This window comes from Variovorax sp. OAS795, assembly GCF_040546685.1.
In the GTDB taxonomy this organism is placed as follows: Bacteria; Pseudomonadota; Gammaproteobacteria; order Burkholderiales; family Burkholderiaceae_C; genus Variovorax.
This window is the reverse complement of sequence record NZ_JBEPOH010000001.1, coordinates 3,346,229-3,365,390: the sequence shown is the minus strand read 5'-3', so window position 1 is coordinate 3,365,390 and position 19,162 is coordinate 3,346,229. Positions and strand designations below refer to the sequence as shown.

Sequence of the window (19,162 nt, the reverse complement as noted above, 5' to 3'; positions counted from 1 at the left end):
CCATGACCCATCGAGGCTGGTTCGTCACGGGCACCGACACGGGCGTCGGCAAGACGCTTGCCAGCAGCGCCATGCTGAGCCTGCTGGCCGCGTCGGGCCTGCGGGCGGTCGGCATGAAGCCGGTGGCGGCGGGCTTGGAGTCGATTGATGGTGAGTGGCGCAACGAAGACGTCGAGCAGTTGCGCGCTGCCGGCAATGTCGATGCACCCTTGGCCCTGCGCTGCCCGTACCTGCTGCGCGCGCCGATGTCGCCGCACCTCGCGGCGCGGGAGGAGGGCGTGCGCATTGAATTGCCGGCGCTGCTGTCGGCCTACGCCTCCTTGTCGCAGCGCGCCGACGCGGTGGTGGTCGAAGGCGTGGGCGGGTTCTGCGTGCCCTTCGGCGACGACCTCGACAGCGCCGACCTGGCCGTGGGGCTGGGCCTGCCGGTCATCCTCGTGGTCGGGCTCAGGCTCGGCTGCCTGAACCACGCACTGCTCACGGCGGAGGCCATCCGCGCCCGCGGCCTCGTGCTGGCGGGATGGGTCGCGAGCGTCATCGAGCCCGGCATGTTGGCGCCCGAGTCGAACCTCCAGACCCTGCGCGCCCGGCTCGGCGCGCCCCTGCTCGGCGTGGTGCCGCACCTGGCCGAGCCCTCTGCGGCAAGCGCAGCCAGGCACCTCGACCTGCGCGCATTGCGCGCCACCGCGGCCCACGCCGCACGCTGAAGCTCAGCCGCGCTGGCTTGATTCAGCCAGGCGCCTGGCCCTGGCGCCGCCCTGGCGCTCGAGCATCCAGCCCGGGTATTCGGAGGGCAGCGCGCTGACCTTGCCGAGTCGGGCCAACTCTTCGGCGGAGAGCCGGATGGCGGTCGCGGCGATGTTGTCGTCCAGCTGTTCGACACGCTTGGCGCCCACGATCACGCTGGTCACCACCGGCTGGTGCAGCAGCCATGCCAGCGCGATCTGCGCCACCGACACCTTGCGCGACTCGGCCAGCTCGCGCATCACGTCGATGCAGTCGTAGGCGCGCTCGACGTTCACCGGCGGAAAGTCGAAGGTGGTGCGGCGGCTGCCTTTCTCGGCTTCGGTATCCCGGCCGTACTTGCCGCTCAGGAGGCCGCCCGCCAACGGGCTCCAGACCATCAGGCCGACGTTCTCGCTTTGCAGCATGGGCGCGAGTTCGCGCTCCAGGTCGCGGCCCGCAATGGTGTAGTAGGCCTGCAGCGATTCGAAGCGCGCGAGACCCTGCCGCTCGGCGATGCCCAGCGCCTTCATGATCTGCCAGGCCGCCCAGTTGGAAACGCCCACGTAGCGCACGTGGCCCTGCCGCACCAGGTTGTCCAGCGCGCGCACGGTTTCCTCGATCGGCGTGACCGGGTCGAAGCCGTGGATCTGGTACAGGTCGATGTGGTCCAGCTGCAGGCGCTTGAGGCTGGCCTTCACGCCCTCCATGATGTGATAGCGCGACGCGCCAGCCGAATTCGGGCTCTTGCCGGTTTCGCCCAGCACCTTGGTGGCGACCACCACGTTCTCGCGCGGCACCTTGAGGTTCTTCAGCGCCTGGCCGGTGATGGTTTCCGACAGGCCTTCGGAATACACGTCGGCGGTGTCGATGAAGTTGATGCCGGCATCCAGGGCGCGGCCCACCAGGCTTTCCGCCTCCGACTGCTGCAGGTTGCCGATGTGGCCCCAGATGCCGCTGGCGCCGCCGAAGGTCATGGTGCCGAGGCAGAGTTCGGAAACGAACAGGCCGGTGCGGCCGAATTTGCGGTATTGCATCGCGCATTCCTTGGGTTGGAAGGTGGAGATTCCCCGGAGGGCCTGGCAAAAGTATCCGGCCAGCCATGCGCCGGCCGCCAGCGCGTTCCTGCAAAGTCTTTGCCTATTTCTCCAGACCTCGGCCGGGGCCCGTGCAGATTCGCGGATGCGGCGCTAAGCTTTGAACCACCCGATCCTCCGCGCCGCCCGTGGCGCCGTGAATCCCCCGACCCCAGCGCCCTGAACATGTCCGACGAAACACCCGAAACCGCCGCCGCCATTGCCCAGCCGATGCCGCTGGATCCGCAACTCGACGAAGCCCGCAAGGAACTGGTCGCGCTGATCAACCGCATCACCAGTGGACGTGACGGCACCGTAGAAACGCCGGTGGCGGGCCTGCAGGTCTTCTGCATCAGCAAGCCCGACGGCCCCAAGCACGCCTTCGCCACCCCGGCGCTCGGGCTCATTGCGCAGGGCTCCAAGCGCATCATCGTGGGCGACGACATCTACGTGTACGACCCGATGCACTACCTGGTGACCTCGGTCGACCTGCCCGTGTGCGGCCAGGTTCGGCTCACGAGTGACAACGAACCCTACCTGGGCGTGCGGCTGGAGCTTGCGATCGACGACATCGGCGAACTCATCGGCGACGAGAAGCTGCCCGCCAAGGCCAATGCGCCCGCGTCGCGCGGCATGTACGTCAACCGCATCGCCATGCCGGTGCTGGAACCGGTGCTGCGCCTGCTGCGGCTGGCCGAAACGCCGGAAGACGTACCGATCATGGCGCCGCTCATCAAGCGCGAGATCATGTACCGCCTGCTGGTGAACGGTGAGGGCGCGCGGCTGCGCCAGATCGCGCTGCAGGACAGCCACACCCAGCGCGTGGCCAAGGCCATCAGCGCGCTGCGCATCAACTATGCGCAGTCGCTGCGCATCGAGGACATGGCCCGCGCGGTGCACATGAGCGTGTCGTCCTTCCACCATCACTTCAAGGCCGTGACGGCCATGAGCCCGCTGCAGTACCAGAAGCAGCTGCGCCTGCAGGAGGCGCGCCGGCAGATGCTGATGGCGGGCGTGGACGTGGCGAGCGCGGCGCACAGCGTGGGCTACGAGAGCCCGTCGCAGTTCGCCCGCGAGTACAGCCGCATGTTCGGTGCGCCGCCGCTGCGCGACAAGCGGCGCTGGCTCAGCGAAGCGCAGAACGACGCGGTCGGCGACGCATCGGCGCAGGCCGCCTGAGGGGAAGGCTTTGCTGCGGCGGCCTACCGCAGCACCAGCACAGGCAGCGTGGAGTGCGCCAGCACGTGCTGCGTCTCGCTGCCCAGCAGCAGCCGCTTGATGCCCTTGCGGCCGTGCGAGGCCATGACGATCAGGTCGCACTTGTGCTTCTTTGCCGCGGCGACGATCGATTCGGCCACCAGGTCCGAATTGGCGACGGCCGTCTTCAGTTGCACGCCGCTGGCGGACGCGCGGGTCTCGACCGCATCGAGCATGTCCTGCGCCTTGTCGGCCCATTGCTTCTCCACCCGCGCGATGTCCTCGGGCGAGAACGACAGGGCGCCGTCGAAATAGCCCTTGGGGTAGCGCGGCACCACGGTGAGCGCCACCAGGCCGGCGTCATGGCGGGCCGCCAGCGCAATGGCGCTGGCCACCGCCTTCTTCGACAGCGTGGAACCGTCGGTGGCCACGAGGATGCGCTTGAACATGGTGCTCTCTTGATGGGAAATAGGCCGCCAGCTTAGGCAGCCGGGCAGGGGCGCCCCTTGATGCAGATCAAACGCCGGCGCGGCCACGGCCCTTAGCCTTGCCCGATGCAAGCCGCGCTCGCCCACTTTTCCCCGCCCGCCGCGCCACCACGGGCTCCCCGTGAAGCCTGGCAGGTGCTCGACGATCCTTCCGAATGGACCGCGTTCGGCCGCGCGCTGGACGATGGCACGGCCGGCTCCGGCCGATGGGAATCGCAGGTCGCGGTCGAGGGCATGCACTGCGCGGGCTGCGGCCTCACGGTGGAATCGGCGCTGCTGGGCGTGCCCGGCGTGGCCGAGGTGCAGGTCAATGCCGCGAGCCAGCGCGCGCGCGTGGTGTGGTCCGCCGCACAGACGCGGCCTTCGCGCTGGTTCGAGGCCGCCGAAGCCGCGGGCTACCGGCTGGTGCCCGCCGCGGACAGCTCGGCGCGCGAGCGCCGTTCGCGCGACCTGCGGCTCGCGCTGTGGCGGTGGCTTGTGTCGGGCTTTTGCATGATGCAGGTGATGATGTATGCCTACCCGGCCTACATTGCGCAGCCGGGCGAGATGACGGCCGATGCCGCGCTGCTGCTGCGCTGGGCCTCGTGGGTGCTCACGCTGCCGGTGCTGTTCTTTTCCTGCGGGCCGTTCTTCCGCAGCGCGTGGCGCGACGTGCGCCAGGGCCGCATCGGCATGGACCTGCCGGTCGCCTTCGGCATTGCCATTGCCTTCGCGGTCAGCACCGCGGCCACCTTCGACGACGCGGGGGTGCTGGGGCAGGAGGTGTACTTCGACTCGCTGACGATGTTCGTGTTCTTCCTGCTCACGGGCCGTTGGCTCGAGGCGAGGCTGCGCGACCGCACGGCCGGCTCGCTCGAAGCCGTGATGAACCGCCTGCCCGACAGCATCGAACGCCTGGAGGCCGATGGCGGCTGGCAGCGCGTGGCCGTCCGGCGCCTGAAGGCGGGCGACCTGGTGCGGGTGCGCCCCGGCGAGGCGTTTCCGGCCGACGGCATGCTGGTCGATGGCGGCACCAGCACCGACGAGGCGCTGCTCACCGGCGAATCGCGGCCCGTGCCGCGTGCGCGCGGCGAGCGCGTGCTGGCCGGCAGCCACAACCTGTCGGCCACGGTGCAGGTGCGCATCGAATCGGTGGGCGAGGGCACGCGCTTCGCGCAGATCGTGCGGCTGATGGAAAGCGCGGCGCTCGGCAAGCCGCGCCTGGCGCAGCTGGCGGACCGGATCGCGCGGCCTTTTCTCATCGTGGTGCTGGTCTCGGCCGCCGGGGCCGCGGCCTTCTGGTGGCATGCCGATTCAGGCAAGGCCCTGATGGTGGCGGTGGCGGTGTTGATCGTGACCTGCCCGTGCGCGCTCTCGCTTGCCACCCCCGCCGCCATGCTCGCGAGCGCCGGGGCGCTGGCGCGCGGCGGCGTGCTGACCTCGAACCTGCAGGCGCTCGAGGCGCTGGCCTCGGTCGATACCGTGGTCTTCGACAAGACCGGCACGCTGACCGGCGACACGCCGCGCCTGGAGCGCGTCTATTGCAGGCAGGGCCTGCGTCCCGGCGATGCGCTGGAGATCGGCGCCGCGCTCGGCGCACACTCGCTGCACCCCGGCGCTCGCGCGCTGGTGAACGCATGGAACGCCCAGTTCCGCTCGCCACCGGCCTGGGAAGTGACCCGGCCTGCCGAGCTCGCGGGCCTCGGCCTCGAAGGCCTGCTGCGCCGAAGCGCGAGCACCGAGGCGCCGGCGCATCGCGTTCGGTTGGGCTCGGCCAGCCATTGCGATGTGCCGCCGCTCGAGGTCGAGTCGCCGCAGGTTCACCTGAGCGACGACGCGGGCTGGCTCGCGAGCTTCGTGCTCGCCGAGGAACTGCGCCCCGACGCTGCCGCCGCGGTGGCGGCGCTGCAGGCCGAAGGCATCACGGTGCGCCTGCTCTCGGGCGACCGCGACAGCGCGGCCCGCGAGATCGCCGCACGCGCCGGCATCGCCTTTGCGCAGGGCGGCTGCACGCCCGAAGACAAGCTCGAGGTGCTGTGGCGCCTGCAGGCCGAGGGCCGGCAGGTCGCGATGGTGGGCGACGGGCTCAACGACGGCCCTTCGCTGGCGCGCGCGAACGCGTCTTTCGCCTTCGGCCGCGCGGTGCCGCTCTCGCGTGCGCGGGCCGACTTCGTCGTGCTCGGCGATGCGCTCGCGTCCATCCCGCGCACCATCGCGCAGGCGCGCAGAACGCTGCGCGTGGTGCGGCAGAACCTCGCATGGGCCGCCGGCTACAACGCGCTGTGCGTGCCGCTGGCCATTGCCGGCTGGCTGCCCGCGTGGCTTGCAGGACTGGGCATGGCGGCCAGTTCGCTGGTGGTGGTGCTCAACGCGGCGCGGCTCGCGGCGGTGCGCACGGGGCTTCGCTGATGGACATCCTCTTTCTCCTGATCCCGCTTTCCGTGGTGCTGGTGCTCGCCATTCTCGGCGGCCTGTGGTGGGCCATCGAGCGTGGGCAATTCGACGACATCGAGATCGAAGGCGACCGCATCCTGCAAGGCGATTGATCTGCATCAAACCGGCCCGGGGGGTGCACGCGGACACTGGCTGCAGTCCATCAAGAGGCAGCACGATGCAACCATCCAATCCCCCCGCGGCGGCCTACGACGATACCGTCGTCAGGCAGTTCGCCCTCATGTCCGTTGTCTGGGGCGTCGTCGGCATGCTCGTCGGCGTGATCATCGCCTCGCAGCTGGCCTGGCCCGAGCTCAACCTCGGCATCCCCTGGCTCAGCTACGGCCGGCTGCGGCCGCTGCACACCAACGCGGTGATCTTCGCGTTCGGCGGCTGCGCGCTCATGGCCACCAGCTTCCACGTGGTGCAGCGCACCTGCCAGGTCCGGCTCTTTGCGCCGGCGCTCGCGTCGTTCGTGTTCTGGGGCTGGCAGGCCGTGATCGTGGCCGCCGCCATCAGCCTGCCGCTGGGCTACACCACGGGCAAGGAATACGCCGAGCTCGAGTGGCCGATCGACATCCTCATCGCGGCGGTGTGGGTGTCCTATGCGGTCGTGTTCTTCGGCACCATCGGCGTTCGCAAGGTACGCCACATCTACGTGGCCAACTGGTTCTTCGGCGCATTCATCATCGCCGTGGCCTTGCTGCACATCGTCAACAGCGCCGAGATCCCTGCGGGCTGGATGAAGAGCTATTCGGCCTATGCCGGCGTGCAGGACGCCATGGTGCAGTGGTGGTACGGGCACAACGCGGTGGGCTTCTTCCTCACGGCGGGCTTCCTGGGAATGATGTACTACTACATCCCCAAGCAGGCCGGCCGCCCGGTGTATTCGTACCGGCTCTCCATCGTCCACTTCTGGGCGCTGATCTTCACCTACATGTGGGCCGGCCCGCACCACCTGCACTACACGGCGCTGCCGGACTGGACGCAGTCGCTGGGCATGGTGTTCTCGCTGATCCTTCTCGCGCCGAGCTGGGGCGGCATGATCAACGGCGTGATGACGCTCTCGGGCGCCTGGCACAAGCTGCGCACCGACCCGATCCTGCGCTTCCTGATCGTGGCGCTGTCGTTCTACGGCATGGCGACCTTCGAGGGACCGTTGATGTCCATCAAGACCGTCAACGCACTGAGCCACTACACCGACTGGACCGTGGGCCACGTGCATGCCGGCGCGCTGGGCTGGGTGGGCTTCATCACCATGGGATCGCTCTACTACCTGGTCCCGCGCATGTACGGCCGTACGGAGATGTACAGCGTGAAGGCCATCGACGCGCACTTCTGGATCGCCACCATCGGCATCGTGCTGTACATCGCCGCCATGTGGATCGCCGGCGTGATGCAGGGCCTGATGTGGCGCGCCATCAACCCGGACGGCACGCTCACCTACACCTTCGTGGAGAGCGTGAAGGCCACCTACCCGTTCTACGTGGTGCGGCTGGCGGGCGGCCTGCTGTACCTGGGCGGCATGCTGGTGATGGCCTGGAACGTGTGGATGACCGTCATCTCTGGGCGCTCGGTGCAGGCGTCGATCCCGCCCGTTGCCGTGGCCCACGCCTGAGGAAAGCACCATGAACCCGAATACCGAACGCAAGGGCAGCGGCTTCACCCACGAGAAGGTGGAGACCAACAACCTGCTGATGATCGTGCTGATCCTGGTGGTGATCGCCATCGGCGGCATGGTCGAGATCGTGCCGCTGTTCTTCCAGAAGTCGACCACCGAGCCGATCCAGGGGCTGAAGCCGCACTCGGCGCTGCAGCTCGCCGGCCGCGACGTCTACCTGCGCGAGGGTTGCTACAACTGCCACTCGCAGATGATCCGGCCGTTCCGCTCGGAGACGCTGCGCTACGGCCATTATTCAGTGGCGGGCGAGTTCGTCTACGACCACCCGTTCCAGTGGGGCAGCAAGCGCACCGGGCCGGACCTGCACCGCGTGGGCGGCAAGTACAGCGACGAGTGGCAGCGCATCCACCTGAACAACCCGCGCGACCTTGTGCCCGAGTCGAACATGCCGGCCTATTCGTGGCTCGACAAGAACCTGGTCGACGCCGAAGCCATGCCACGCCGCATGCGTGCGCTGCGCCAGGTCGGCGTGCCGTACTCGGACGAGGAGATCGCCCGTGCGGCCGAAGAGGTTCGCGGCAAGACCGAGTTGGACGCGACCGTGGCCTATCTGCAATCGCTGGGCCTCGCGCTCAAGTAAGGAGCTCCCGACCATGATCGATCTGACCACCTTGCGCGTTGCCGCCACCGTGCTGTGCTTCGCGCTCTTCCTCGGCATCGTGGCCTGGGCCTACGCCCGGCGCAATGCCTCGCGCTTCGAGGAAGCCGCCCATCTGCCGTTCGAGCAGGACTGAAACAAGAGGGCCCCGCGATGAGCGATTTCATCAACAATTTCTGGTCCAACTACGTCGCCGCCGGCACGGTGCTGAGCATCCTCGGGTGCGCGCTGCTGCTGTGGCTCACGGCGCGCAAGCGCGTGGCCTCCGATGCGGACAACACCACCGGCCATGTCTGGGACGAGGACCTGCGCGAATCCAACAACCCGCTGCCCCTGTGGTGGGTCGGCCTGTTCGTGCTGACCATCATCTTTTCGGTCGGCTACCTGGTGGTCTTTCCGGGCCTCGGCAGCTTCAGCGGCCAGGCCGGCTGGAGCACCCGGAGCGAGTACGACGCCGAAGTCGACAAGGCCAACCAGGCGCTGGCGCCGGTCTACGCGAGCTACGCCGGCATGCCGATGGAAGACGTTGCGCGCGAACCCAAGGCCATGGCCATCGGCGAGCGGCTGTTCATGAACAACTGCTCCCAATGCCACGGCTCCGACGCGCGCGGCAGCAAGGGCTTTCCCAACCTGACCGACAAGGACTGGCTGCACGGCGGCACGCCCGAGAAGATCGCCGAGACCATCACCAAGGGTCGCATCGGCATGATGCCGCCGCTGGCGGCCGCGGTCGGTACCCAGGACGAGGTGAAGAACCTGGCGAACTACGTGCTGAGCCTGTCGGGCGCGCCGCACGACTCGGTGCGCGCGGGCCTGGGCAAGTCGAAGTTCACCGTGTGCGCTGCCTGCCACGGCATCGGCGGTGTCGGCAACCAGGCCGTGGGCGCGCCCAACCTCAGCGACAAGGTCTGGCTGCACGGCTATGGCGAGGCTGCGATCGTGCAGATCGTCAATGCCGGCAAGCACAGCGAGATGCCGCCGCAGGAAGGCCGCCTGACCGAGGCGCAGATCAAGCTGCTCGCTTCCTATGTCTGGGGCCTTTCCAACCCCGTCGCCGGGCCCTGAGGCCGCCGGTCGTTCATCATGGATTCCTCCGCCCCCGTCTCCGCACCGGCACCTGTCGACCGCCCGGGCGCGCGCAAGGTCATTCCCATCGCTTCGGCCGACGGCGACGCGCAAGGCCTGTACGAAGCCACGAAGAAGATCTATCCGCGCACCGTGCGCGGCATGTTCGCGCGCTGGCGCTGGGCCATGGTGTTCCTGACGCAGCTGGTGTTCTACGGCCTGCCGTGGGCCGAGTGGGGCGAGCGGCAGCTGGTGCTGTTCGACCTGGCGGCGCGGCGCTTCTACATCTTCGGGCTGGTGCTCTACCCGCAGGACCTGATCTACCTCTCGGGCCTGCTGGTGGTCAGTGCGCTGGCGCTTTTTCTCTTTACCGCCGTGGCCGGGCGGCTGTGGTGCGGCTACGCGTGTCCGCAGACGGTCTACACCGAGATCTTCATGTGGGTGGAGCACAAGATCGAGGGCAACCGCACGGCGCGCATGCGGCTGGACACCGAACCCATGTCGCTCGAGAAGCTGGTGAAGAAGTGGTTCAAGCACCTGGTGTGGATCGGCATCGCGCTGTGGACCGGCTTCACCTTCGTGGGCTACTTCACGCCCATCCGCGACCTGGGCCTGGCCTTCCTGCAGACCCGCATGGGCTCGTGGGAGGTGTTCTGGGTCTTCTTCTACGGCTTTGCAACCTACGGCAACGCGGGCTTCATGCGCGAGCAGGTCTGCAAGTACATGTGCCCCTATGCGCGCTTCCAGAGCGCCATGTTCGACCGCGACACGCTCATCGTCACCTACGACCCGAAGCGCGGCGAGCCGCGCGCACCGCGGCGCAAGGGCCCCGATCCGCGCAGCATGGCACTGGGCGACTGCATCGACTGCGGGCTTTGCGTGCAGGTGTGCCCGACCGGCATCGACATCCGCGAGGGCCTGCAGTACGAATGCATCGGCTGCGGCCTTTGCGTGGACGCCTGCGACACGGTGATGCAGAAGATGGCCTATGCACCGCGGCTGATCCGCTACGACACGCAGAACGGCATGGAGGCCGGCTGGACGCGCCGCCAGCTGCTTCGCCGCGTGCTGCGTCCGCGCGTGCTGGTCTACAGCGCCATCCTGGCGCTGCTGGTGGCGGGGCTCCTGGCCAGCCTCGTCGCACGCACGCCGCTGAAGGTGGACGTGGTGCGCGACCGCGCGTCCCTGGCCCGCATCGTCGAGGGCGGCCTGCTCGAGAACGTCTACCGCCTGCAGGTCATGAACGCCACCGAGGAAGCCCGCCACTACCGCATTGCCGCGCACGGCATCGAAGGCCTCCGCGTCTCGCCCGACGAGCGCATCACCGTCGACGCGGCCCAGTCGCGCTGGGTCGCCGTGCGCCTGCAGGTGCCCTATGGCGTGGTGCCGGCCGGCTCGCACGCGGTGCACTTCGACATCCGCGACGAGGACAGCGGCGTGCGGGTGTCCGAAAAAGCGGTGTTCCTGGTGCCGCGCTGAAGGAGTTGGAATGAACGCAGCTGCAAGAAAAGTACGCATGACGACCCCCGCCGAGAAACCTTGGTGGCGCTATCCGCTGCTCTGGATGGTGATCGCCGGCCCGGCACTGGTGGTGGTCGCGAGCTTCGTGACCTTCTGGATCGCATGGGGGAGCCAGGATCCGCTGGTGTCGCAGGACTACTACCGCCGCGGCGTCGAGATCAACCGGTCGCTGGCGGACAAGAAGCTCATGCCCGCCGTCTCCGGGAGGAACCATGCGGCCACGCCCGAAGAGGCCGTGCCCGTGCCGCGCCGAGAGGCCAGGCCATGACCGGGTCGCGGCAGCTCATCGGCGTGCTGTGGCCGGCGTTCCTGCTGGCCTGCGCGATCGAGATCCTGGTCTTCGCGATGGTCGATCCGTCCGATCTGCACTGGGGCGGCGACGCACTGCGCATGTCGCGCCAGGGGATCTACACCCTCGCGTTCTTCGTCTTCTGGGCCATGGCGGCAGCTTCCAGCGCATTCACTGCCTTGCTGGCCATGCCGCCGCCGCGCGAACTTCCCGAGCATCCGCAATGACTTCGTCTTCCACCGCCTTTGCCGGCTGCGCCCCTGTTCACGATGCGGCGCCCCTGCCGGCCGCCTTGCTTCGCCAGTTCGACGTCGCGGGTCCGCGCTACACCTCCTACCCGACGGCCGACCGCTTCGTCGAAGCCTTCGATGCCGACGACTACGCGCTTGCGCTGCAAGGCCGGCGCGACGCGGGCGCGTCCGCGGCGCCGCTGTCGCTGTACGTGCACATTCCGTTCTGCGAATCGCTGTGCTACTACTGCGCGTGCAACAAGATCGTGACGCGGCATCACGAGAAAGGCACGCAGTACCTCGCCTACCTGGCGCGCGAGATCCGCCTTCAGGTGGCGCAGCTGGGGCGCGGCACCGCCGTGAGCCAGCTGCACCTGGGCGGCGGCACGCCGACGTTCCTGAACGACGCCGAACTGGGCCAGCTCCTCGCGATGCTGCGCGGGGCCTTCGTCTTTCTTCCCGGCGGCGAGCAGTCCATCGAGATCGATCCGCGCACCGTCGACGCGGCGCGGCTCGCACACCTGGCGTCGCTGGGTTTCAACCGCCTGAGCTTCGGCGTGCAGGACTTCGATCCCGACGTGCAGAAGGCCGTGCACCGGATCCAGCCGGCACGCCAGGTGTTCGACCTGATGGCCGAGGCCCGCGCGCTGGGCTTCTGCTCGATCAACGTCGACCTGATCTACGGCCTGCCGCGCCAGGACGACGCGTCGTTCGACCGCACGATGGCGCAGGTCTGCGAGCTGCGGCCCGACCGCATCGCGCTCTATGCCTATGCGCACCTGCCCGAGCGCTTCAAGCCGCAGCGGCGCATCGCGGCAGAAGACCTGCCCGATGCAGCAGCGCGGGTGCGGATGCTCGCGCGCGCCATCGCAACGCTCACCGAGGCCGGTTACGTCTACATCGGCATGGACCACTTCGCGCTGCCCGACGACCCGCTCGCGGTCGCCAGGCGGGAAGGGCGGCTGCACCGCGACTTCCAGGGCTACAGCACACAGCCGGGCGGCGACCTGGTGGCGCTCGGTGTTTCAGCCATCGGCCGCGTCGGCGCCACCTACAGCCAGAACGCCAAGACCATCGAGGCCTACTACGATCTGCTCGACCAGGGCCGCCTGCCCGTGGTTCGCGGCCTTGCGCTCACCCGCGACGACGTGCTGCGGCGCGACGTGATCATGGCGCTGATGTGCAGGGGGCATGTCGGCTTCGACGCCATGGGCGATGCGCACCGGATCGACTTCCGGCACTACTTCGCCACCGAGTTCGCAGCGCTGGGTCCGCTGGCGGCCGAGGGGCTGGTGCGGGTCACCGACCATGACATCGAGGTGACGCCGGAGGGATGGTTCGTGGTGCGCGCCATCGCGATGGTGTTCGACCGGTATTGCCGCGAGAACCGCACGCGCTTTTCGCGCGTGGTCTGAACACATGCAGACCGGGCTGGTCATGGCTGCCTTGTTGATGGGCCTCGCAGGCGGGCCGCACTGCGTGGCCATGTGCGGCGCGGCATCGGCTGCCGTGATCCGCATCGTGCCCGCACCGGCTTCGGGCCGCGCGGCCGGCGGCATGGCGCTGCCCGCGCAGGCGGCGTTCCACCTGGGCCGCATCGCAAGCTATGCCGCGGCGGGCGCCATGGCGGCGGCGAGCGTCGACAGCCTGGCACAAGCCGGCACGCAGGTGGCGGCGCTCAGGCCGCTTTGGATGCTGCTGCATGTGTTCGTGTTCGCCTGGGGCGCCGTGCTGGCCGTGGCGGGCCGGCAGCCGGTGTGGGCGCAACGCATCGGCCGCACGCTCGAAGGCCGCCTGCGCCCGCTGGCCGGAAGCTCGCCCCTCGGCATGCTTGCGACCGGTGCACTCTGGGTGGCGATGCCCTGCGGGCTGCTCTATTCGGCGCTGCTGCTGGCGAGCCTGGGCAACGGGCCGCTGCAAGGTGGGCTCGCGATGCTGCTGTTCGCCATCGGCAGCGGCCTTTCGCTGTTGCTCGCGCCATGGCTCTGGCAAAGGCTCAGGTGGAGCGGCGGCGCGGTGCCGCAGGCGTGGGGCGCGCGCCTGGCCGGCGCATTGCTCGCAGCCATGGCGCTGCGGGCGCTGTGGCTGGATATGGCGCACCAGATCGAGGCCTGGTGCAGCTGAAGCTGCCGCCCGGGCAGGCTGGCAGCTAGGGGTGCGAAAGCACGCGGCCCATGGCGCGCGCCAGCTCGGCGCGCGTGTAGGGCTTGCGCAGCAGTTCCCAGCTCTGCGGCACTTCGCGGTCGGCGTCCAGCAATTCCGACGAGAAGCCGGACATGAGCAGGATCGCCAGGTCCGGAAAACGCTGCTGCGCTTCGGCGGCGAGCCGCGTGCCGCGCATGCCGGCGCCGAGCGCGATGTCGCTCAGCAGCAGGTCGAAGGCGCCAGCATCGGTTTCCATGCGGATCAGGGCCTCTTCGGCATTGCTGGCCGCGGCCACGCTGCAGCCGAGCGTGGAGAGGAATGTGTGCACGACCTTGCGCACCTCGGGGTCGTCCTCCACCAGCATCACGCGCAGGCCGGGCGGAATCGCCTGTTCGACGTCGTCCTCTTCCGTGGCCGCAGCCGCTGGCTCGTCCAGCTGCGGCAGGAAAAGTGTCACCGTGGTGCCGGCGCCCGGCCGGCTGGCGATGGCGATGGCGCCCTTCGATTGCTTCACGAAGCCGTACACCGTGCTCAGGCCGAGGCCGGTGCCGCGGCCGGCTTCCTTGGTGGTGAAGAAGGGCTCGAACGCGCGCTCCTTCACTTCCTCGGTCATCCCGGTGCCGCTGTCGGTGATCGAGATGGCGACGAAGCTGCCATGCGCGTCGCGGTCGCTCAGCTCGTTGTGCACTTCGGGCGGCAGCGCGCCGCAGGCTTCGGCGCGAAAGTGCAGCGTGCCGCCGTCGGGCATGGCATCCCGCGCATTGATGGCGATGTTCAGCAGCGCCGATTCGAGCTGTCCCGGGTCGGCAAGCACCGGCGGACAATCCGTTGCGCTGTCGATCGAGATGCCGATGCGCTGGTCGAGCGTGCGCCGCAGCATGTCGGCCAGCGAATGCAGCATCGCATGGGTGTCCACCGCGTGCGGCTGCAACATCTGCCGGCGCGAAAACGCCAGCAGCTTGCCGGTGAGTTCGGCGCCGCGCCGCGAAGCGCGCGCCGCGGCGCCCACCAGCTGCTGCGCATAGCCGTCTTCGGCGATGGCGGGCAGTTCCTCCAGCACCTGCAGGTTGCCCTGGATGACGGTGAGCAGGTTGTTGAAATCATGCGCGATGCCGCCGGTGAGCTGGCCGACGCTTTCGAGCCGCTGCGCGTGGCTGAGCGCCTCTTCGGTCTGCACGCGCTGCAGGCTGGTGGCCAGCAGGTTCGACAGCGACTCCAGGAACCGGAGTTCCTCGTCGCCAAAGCGCCTGGCCTCGCGCGAGCGCACGGTCAGCACGCCGATGAAGCGGCCGCGGTCATAGAAAGGCACGGCCAGCGCACTGACCAGCCCGGCATCGAGGTACGCCTGCGGCACCGCGAAGCGGCGCTCGTCGGCAAAGTCGGCCACCACCACCGGCGCGCCTTCTGCGAACACGAACCCGGGCGGCGTGTTCGCGTGGCTGGCAATGCGGGCGCCGATTTCTTCGCCGGACACCAGGCCGACGCCGCTCGCGACGCGGAACTCGAGCCGGCTTTCGTCGAGCAGCAGCACCATGGCGACCTCGACCTCCAGCGCTTCCGCGGCCATGGCGGGCGCGTGGTCGAGCACCACCTGGAGGTCGCGCGTATCGACGGCCAGCCGGCCCAGTTGCGCGAGGTAGTCGCTGTAGCGCGCACGTTGCAGCGCCTGCTTCACGCGCGGATAGGCGCCGATGTCCCGGATAGCCGCCACCACGAACGGCAGGCCCTGGCTTTGCAGCGGGCTGAGCGCGATCTCGACCATCACCTCGCTGCCGTCCTTGCGCTTGGCGACCAGTTCCATCTGCGTGCCCATGGGCCTGGCGCGCGGCGCGCGGCCGTAGGCTTCGCGGTAGGAAGCGTGGCGCGGACGGATGCTGTCGGGCACCAGCACGTCGACGTTCAGGCCCACCAGTTCGCCGACTGAATAGCCCAGCAGCGTGGCCGCCGAAGGGTTGGCCAGCACGATGCGGCCCGCCTGGTCCACCAGCAGCAAAGAGTCCGGATAGGAGACGAACAGCGAGCGGAAGACGCTGCTTTCCTCGACGCCCGAAGGCAGCCCCGGCAAGGCCGCGGAGACCGGAGGAGGGGGCGTGTGCATGGGCGTGTCAGCCGCGGGCGACCGGCGGAACCAGGATGTAGCCCGCGCCGCGCACCGACTTGATGATCTGCGGATCGTCTGCGTCGGCTTCGATCTTCTTGCGCAGACGTCCGACCTGGACGTCGACGGTGCGGTCGAAGGGCGCGGCTTCGCGCCCGCGCGTCTGCTCGAGCAGGAAGTCGCGCGACAGCACGCGGCCCGGATGCCGTGCAAACGCGCTCAGCAGGTCGAACTCGCCGCCGGTGAGTGCCACGGCCTGGCCCTGTGGGTTCGTGAGGCTGCGCGCGGCGATGTCGAGCAGCCATCCGGCGAAGCGGAGCTTGTCGGCGGAGGGCGGCACGGGGGACGCGGCCACGGTGGCATCCACCGCATCGGCGGGCGCCATGCGCCTGAGGACGGCCTTCACGCGCGCCACCAGTTCACGCAGGTCGAAGGGCTTGGTCACGTAGTCGTCCGCACCCACCTCCAGCCCCACCACCTTGTCGACCGCATCGCCGCGGCCGGTGACGATGACGAGGCCGCAGCGCCAGTTCTCGCGCATGCGGCGCGCAATGGAGAAACCGTCCTCGCCGGGCAGGCCCAGGTCGAGCAGCACGAGATCCGCCGGATCGGTGCCCATCAGTGCCATCAGCGATGCGCCGTTGTGCAGCTGGGTCACGCGGAAACCGTGGCTCTGGAGGTAGTTGGCCAGCAGCTGCGTGATGTCGACTTCGTCGTCGAGGACCGCGATGTGGAAGGCGGGTGTCATTCGAAAAGCTTGGAGCGGCGCGTGAACGCCGCGGCATCGTTGGGGCCGTGCAAGCGTAGCACGCACACCGCGCAGGCGCATGCCTTTGGTGCATGCCGCGGGCTCAGGCTTTCCAGCGCCAGTCCGCGATCTCGGGCATGTCCTTGCCGTGGGCGGTGATGTAGGCGCGGTGCGCGAGCAGCCTGTCGCGCAGGTGCTGCTGCACGTGGCCCGCGCTGTCGCGAATACGGTCGACGCGGCCGATCGCATCGGCGGCCAGGTGGAAGCGGTCCAGCCGGTTGAGCACGGTCATGTCGAAGGGCGTGGTGGTGGTGCCTTCCTCCATGTAGCCGTGCACGTGGAAGTTGCCGTGGTTGGTCCGCTTGTAGGTCAGCCGATGGATCAGCGAGGGATAGCCGTGGAACGCGAAGACGACGGGGCGATCGGTCGTGAAGATGGCGTCGAAGTCCGCATCCGAAAGCCCGTGCGGGTGGGCGTCAGGCGATTGCAGCGCCATCAGGTCGACCACGTTCACCACGCGCACCTTGAGGTCCGGAAGCTCCCGGCGCAGCAGATCGACCGCGGCCATGGTCTCCAGCGTGGGCACGTCGCCGGCACAGGCCATCACCACGTCGGGCGCACAGCCCTCGTCGTTGCTGGCCCAGGTCCAGATGCCGAGGCCGACCGTGCAGTGGCGCACCGCGGATTCGATGTCCAGCCACTGCGGTCCGGGCTGCTTGCCGGCCACGATCACGTTCACGTAGTCGCGGCTGCGCAGGCAGTGGTCGGTCACCGAGAGCAGGGTGTTGGCATCGGGCGGCAGGTACACGCGCACCACCTCCGCCTTCTTGTTCACCACATGGTCGATGAAGCCCGGGTCCTGGTGGCTGAAGCCGTTGTGGTCCTGCCGCCAGACATGGCTGGTGAGCAGGTAGTTGAGCGATGCGATCGGCCGCCGCCAGCCGATGCCGCGGCACACCTTGAGCCACTTGGCATGCTGGTTGAACATCGAATCGACAATGTGGATGAAGGCCTCGTAGCACGAGAAGAAGCCGTGCCGCCCAGTGAGCAGATAGCCTTCCAGCCAGCCTTGGCAAAGGTGCTCGCTGAGCACCTCCATCACCCGGCCATCGGGCGACACATGGTCGTCGCCTTCGAGGATCCCGGCGGTCGACGTGCGGCCCGTCACTTCGAACAGCGCGCCGAGCCGGTTCGACGCGGTCTCGTCCGGGCCCATCACGCGGAAGTTGCGTGCGGCCTCGTTGCGCCGCATCACATCGCGCAGGAACTCGCCGGCCACACGCGTGGCCTCGGCATCCGCACCGCCGGGCGCCGCCACCGCCACCGCGTGATCGCGGAAGGGCGGCATCGCCAGGTCCTTGAGCAGCAGGCCGCCGTTGGCATGCGGATTGGCGCTCATGCGCTTCTGCCCTTCGGGCGCGAGCGCGGCGATCTCGGACCGCAGCGCGCCTCCGGCGTCGAACAGTTCCTCGGGCCGGTAGCTGCGCATCCAGTCTTCGAGCAGGCCCACGTGCTCGGGTTTGCCGGCAAAGCCGGTGAGCGGCACCTGGTGCGAGCGGAACGTGTCCTCGACCGGCACGCCGTCCACCTGGCGCGGCCCGGTCCAGCCCTTGGGCGACCGCAGCACGATCATCGGCCAGCGCGGGCGTTCGCTGAAGCCGTCGTTGCGCGCACGTGCCTGGATGGCGTGGATGTCGTCCAGCGCCTTGTCGAGCGCGGCGGCCATCAGGCGGTGCATCTGCGCGGGTTCATGCCCCGAGACGAAAACCGGCTCGTAGCCGTAGCCGCGCATCAGGTGCGCCAGCTCGTCCTCACCGATGCGCGCGAGCACCGTGGGCCCCGCGATCTTGTAGCCGTTGAGATGCAGCACCGGCAGCACGGCACCGTCGATGGCGGGGTTCAGGAACTTGTTGGAATGCCAGCTTGCCGCGAGCGCGCCGGTCTCGGCCTCGCCATCGCCGACCACGCAGCAGGCGAGCAGGCCGGGGTTGTCGAACACGGCGCCGTAGGCATGCAGCAGCGAGTAGCCCAGCTCTCCGCCTTCATGGATGGAACCGGGCGTTTCCGGTGCCACATGGCTCGGAATGCCGCCCGGGAACGAGAACTGCGTGAACAGCCGCTTCAGGCCTTCGGTGTTCTGCCCGATGTCGGGGTAGACCTCGCTGTAGGTGCCTTCCAGGTAGGTGTTGGCGACCACGCCCGGGCCGCCGTGGCCCGGCCCTGCGATGAACAGCGCGTCGAGGCCGCGGGCCTTGATCACGCGGTTCATGTGCGCATAGATGAAGTTCAGCCCGGGGGTGGTGCCCCAGTGGCCCAGGAGGCGCGGCTTGATGTGCGCGAGATCCAGCTTCTCGCGCAACAAGGGGTTGTCCATCAGGTAGATCTGGCCCACCGAGAGGTAGTTGGCAGCCCGCCACCAGGCATCGAGCTGCGCGAAATCGGGTTCGACCACCAGGCTCATCTTCCGATGCCGGGCAGCGCCGCACCGGCTGCGCAATCGGCCGGCGCCGCCGCCGCGGTGAGCTTGTTCACGATGGTGGTGACGCCTTCCGCGCGGCGCACCGCGCGCTCGACAGCGGCCTTGAGGCTCTCGCTCGCGAGCCTCCCTTCCAGCGTGACCACGCCGTCGATGACGCACACGTCGACGTCGCAACCGAATACCGCCGGATCCCAGTTGAGTTGGGCAAAGACTTCATGCCTGAGTTGAATATCGGGGTTCATTTCAACCTTTCGAAGAGCGGCGCGTGCCGCCCGGGCTTGCCGCCAGTTTTGTGCCGGCCATCGCGGATGTCAACGCGCCACGGGTAAAAGCCTGTGAGCGCGGCAGGTGCATGAATCATCTGGCCGGCCCATGGCCCCGAACTTGCGCCAGATCAACTCATGCATGTGCG

General features: G+C 68.7%; 19 protein-coding genes. 13 read left to right on the top strand and 6 right to left on the bottom strand.

All coding sequences use genetic code 11. From position 1 onward, the window contains the following. Positions 1–2: 2 nt before the first annotated feature. Complete coding sequence (bioD, locus tag ABID97_RS16255; RefSeq protein ID WP_354399471.1) at positions 3–707, top strand: dethiobiotin synthase; 705 nt, start codon at positions 3–5, stop codon at positions 705–707. Between the two features lie 3 nt (positions 708–710). On the opposite strand, the gene ABID97_RS16250 is transcribed toward bioD, so the two are convergent. Further along, the gene (locus ABID97_RS16250; protein WP_354399470.1) at positions 711–1,760 is read right to left on the bottom strand and encodes an aldo/keto reductase; all 1,050 of its coding nucleotides are present in this window, start codon (positions 1,758–1,760) and stop codon (positions 711–713) included. Between the two features lie 225 nt (positions 1,761–1,985). Between ABID97_RS16250 and ABID97_RS16245 the strand changes: the two genes are divergently transcribed. Next, entirely contained in the window at positions 1,986–2,978 is a 993-nt protein-coding gene (locus ABID97_RS16245) for an AraC family transcriptional regulator (protein WP_354399469.1), read from the top strand. Positions 2,979–3,001: 23 nt separating this feature from the next. On the opposite strand, the gene ABID97_RS16240 is transcribed toward ABID97_RS16245, so the two are convergent. After that, on the bottom strand, positions 3,002–3,445 hold the full coding sequence (locus ABID97_RS16240) for a universal stress protein (RefSeq protein WP_354399468.1): 444 nt from the start codon (positions 3,443–3,445) through the stop codon (positions 3,002–3,004). Between the two features lie 105 nt (positions 3,446–3,550). Between ABID97_RS16240 and ABID97_RS16235 the strand changes: the two genes are divergently transcribed. From ABID97_RS16235 to ABID97_RS16185, 11 genes are all read left to right on the top strand, one after another. Then, positions 3,551–5,872 (top strand): heavy metal translocating P-type ATPase, encoded by a 2,322-nt coding sequence (locus ABID97_RS16235; protein WP_354399467.1) that lies wholly within the window; start codon positions 3,551–3,553, stop codon positions 5,870–5,872. Next, positions 5,872–6,009 (top strand): cbb3-type cytochrome oxidase assembly protein CcoS, encoded by a 138-nt coding sequence (gene ccoS / locus ABID97_RS16230; RefSeq protein WP_055797198.1) that lies wholly within the window; start codon positions 5,872–5,874, stop codon positions 6,007–6,009. Before ABID97_RS16235 ends, ccoS begins: the two co-directional genes overlap by 1 nt. 65 nt (positions 6,010–6,074) lie before the next feature. Beyond that, the gene (gene ccoN / locus ABID97_RS16225; RefSeq protein ID WP_354399466.1) at positions 6,075–7,514 is read left to right on the top strand and encodes a cytochrome-c oxidase, cbb3-type subunit I; all 1,440 of its coding nucleotides are present in this window, start codon (positions 6,075–6,077) and stop codon (positions 7,512–7,514) included. Between the two features lie 10 nt (positions 7,515–7,524). Continuing rightward, on the top strand, positions 7,525–8,157 hold the full coding sequence (gene ccoO / locus ABID97_RS16220) for a cytochrome-c oxidase, cbb3-type subunit II (RefSeq protein ID WP_354399465.1): 633 nt from the start codon (positions 7,525–7,527) through the stop codon (positions 8,155–8,157). A 13-nt stretch (positions 8,158–8,170) separates the two neighbouring features. Continuing rightward, positions 8,171–8,311 (top strand): cbb3-type cytochrome oxidase subunit 3, encoded by a 141-nt coding sequence (locus ABID97_RS16215; protein WP_354399464.1) that lies wholly within the window; start codon positions 8,171–8,173, stop codon positions 8,309–8,311. 17 nt (positions 8,312–8,328) lie between these two features. Next, the gene (gene ccoP / locus ABID97_RS16210; protein WP_354399463.1) at positions 8,329–9,240 is read left to right on the top strand and encodes a cytochrome-c oxidase, cbb3-type subunit III; all 912 of its coding nucleotides are present in this window, start codon (positions 8,329–8,331) and stop codon (positions 9,238–9,240) included. A gap of 18 nt (positions 9,241–9,258) precedes the next feature. Then, complete coding sequence (gene ccoG / locus ABID97_RS16205; RefSeq protein ID WP_354399462.1) at positions 9,259–10,719, top strand: cytochrome c oxidase accessory protein CcoG; 1,461 nt, start codon at positions 9,259–9,261, stop codon at positions 10,717–10,719. A 37-nt stretch (positions 10,720–10,756) separates the two neighbouring features. Further along, positions 10,757–11,029: a FixH family protein gene (locus tag ABID97_RS16200; protein WP_354399461.1), complete on the top strand. Its 273-nt coding sequence runs from the start codon at positions 10,757–10,759 to the stop codon at positions 11,027–11,029. After that, positions 11,026–11,277 (top strand): hypothetical protein, encoded by a 252-nt coding sequence (locus ABID97_RS16195; protein ID WP_354399460.1) that lies wholly within the window; start codon positions 11,026–11,028, stop codon positions 11,275–11,277. The genes ABID97_RS16200 and ABID97_RS16195 overlap by 4 nt, the downstream gene beginning before the upstream one ends. Beyond that, positions 11,274–12,695, top strand: a complete 1,422-nt coding sequence (hemN, locus tag ABID97_RS16190) for an oxygen-independent coproporphyrinogen III oxidase (protein WP_354399459.1) — start codon at positions 11,274–11,276, stop codon at positions 12,693–12,695. The genes ABID97_RS16195 and hemN overlap by 4 nt, the downstream gene beginning before the upstream one ends. 4 nt (positions 12,696–12,699) lie before the next feature. Further along, positions 12,700–13,404 carry a sulfite exporter TauE/SafE family protein gene (locus ABID97_RS16185; RefSeq protein ID WP_354399458.1) on the top strand — a complete coding sequence of 235 codons (705 nt, stop codon included), beginning with the start codon at positions 12,700–12,702 and terminating at the stop codon, positions 13,402–13,404. A 25-nt stretch (positions 13,405–13,429) separates the two neighbouring features. Here ABID97_RS16185 and ABID97_RS16180 read toward each other — a convergent pair whose 3' ends face one another. The 4 genes from ABID97_RS16180 to ABID97_RS16165 all read right to left on the bottom strand — a co-directional run bounded on the left by ABID97_RS16180 (position 13,430) and on the right by ABID97_RS16165 (position 18,992). Continuing rightward, entirely contained in the window at positions 13,430–15,523 is a 2,094-nt protein-coding gene (locus tag ABID97_RS16180; protein ID WP_354399457.1) for a PAS domain S-box protein, read from the bottom strand. Between the two features lie 7 nt (positions 15,524–15,530). Next, on the bottom strand, positions 15,531–16,271 hold the full coding sequence (locus ABID97_RS16175; RefSeq protein ID WP_354399456.1) for a response regulator: 741 nt from the start codon (positions 16,269–16,271) through the stop codon (positions 15,531–15,533). Between the two features lie 103 nt (positions 16,272–16,374). Then, on the bottom strand, positions 16,375–18,732 hold the full coding sequence (locus ABID97_RS16170) for a phosphoketolase family protein (protein WP_354399455.1): 2,358 nt from the start codon (positions 18,730–18,732) through the stop codon (positions 16,375–16,377). Continuing rightward, a complete protein-coding gene (locus ABID97_RS16165; protein WP_354399454.1) occupies positions 18,729–18,992 on the bottom strand; it encodes a BON domain-containing protein in 264 nt (87 codons plus the stop codon). The genes ABID97_RS16170 and ABID97_RS16165 overlap by 4 nt, the downstream gene beginning before the upstream one ends. Positions 18,993–19,162 lie beyond the last annotated feature (170 nt).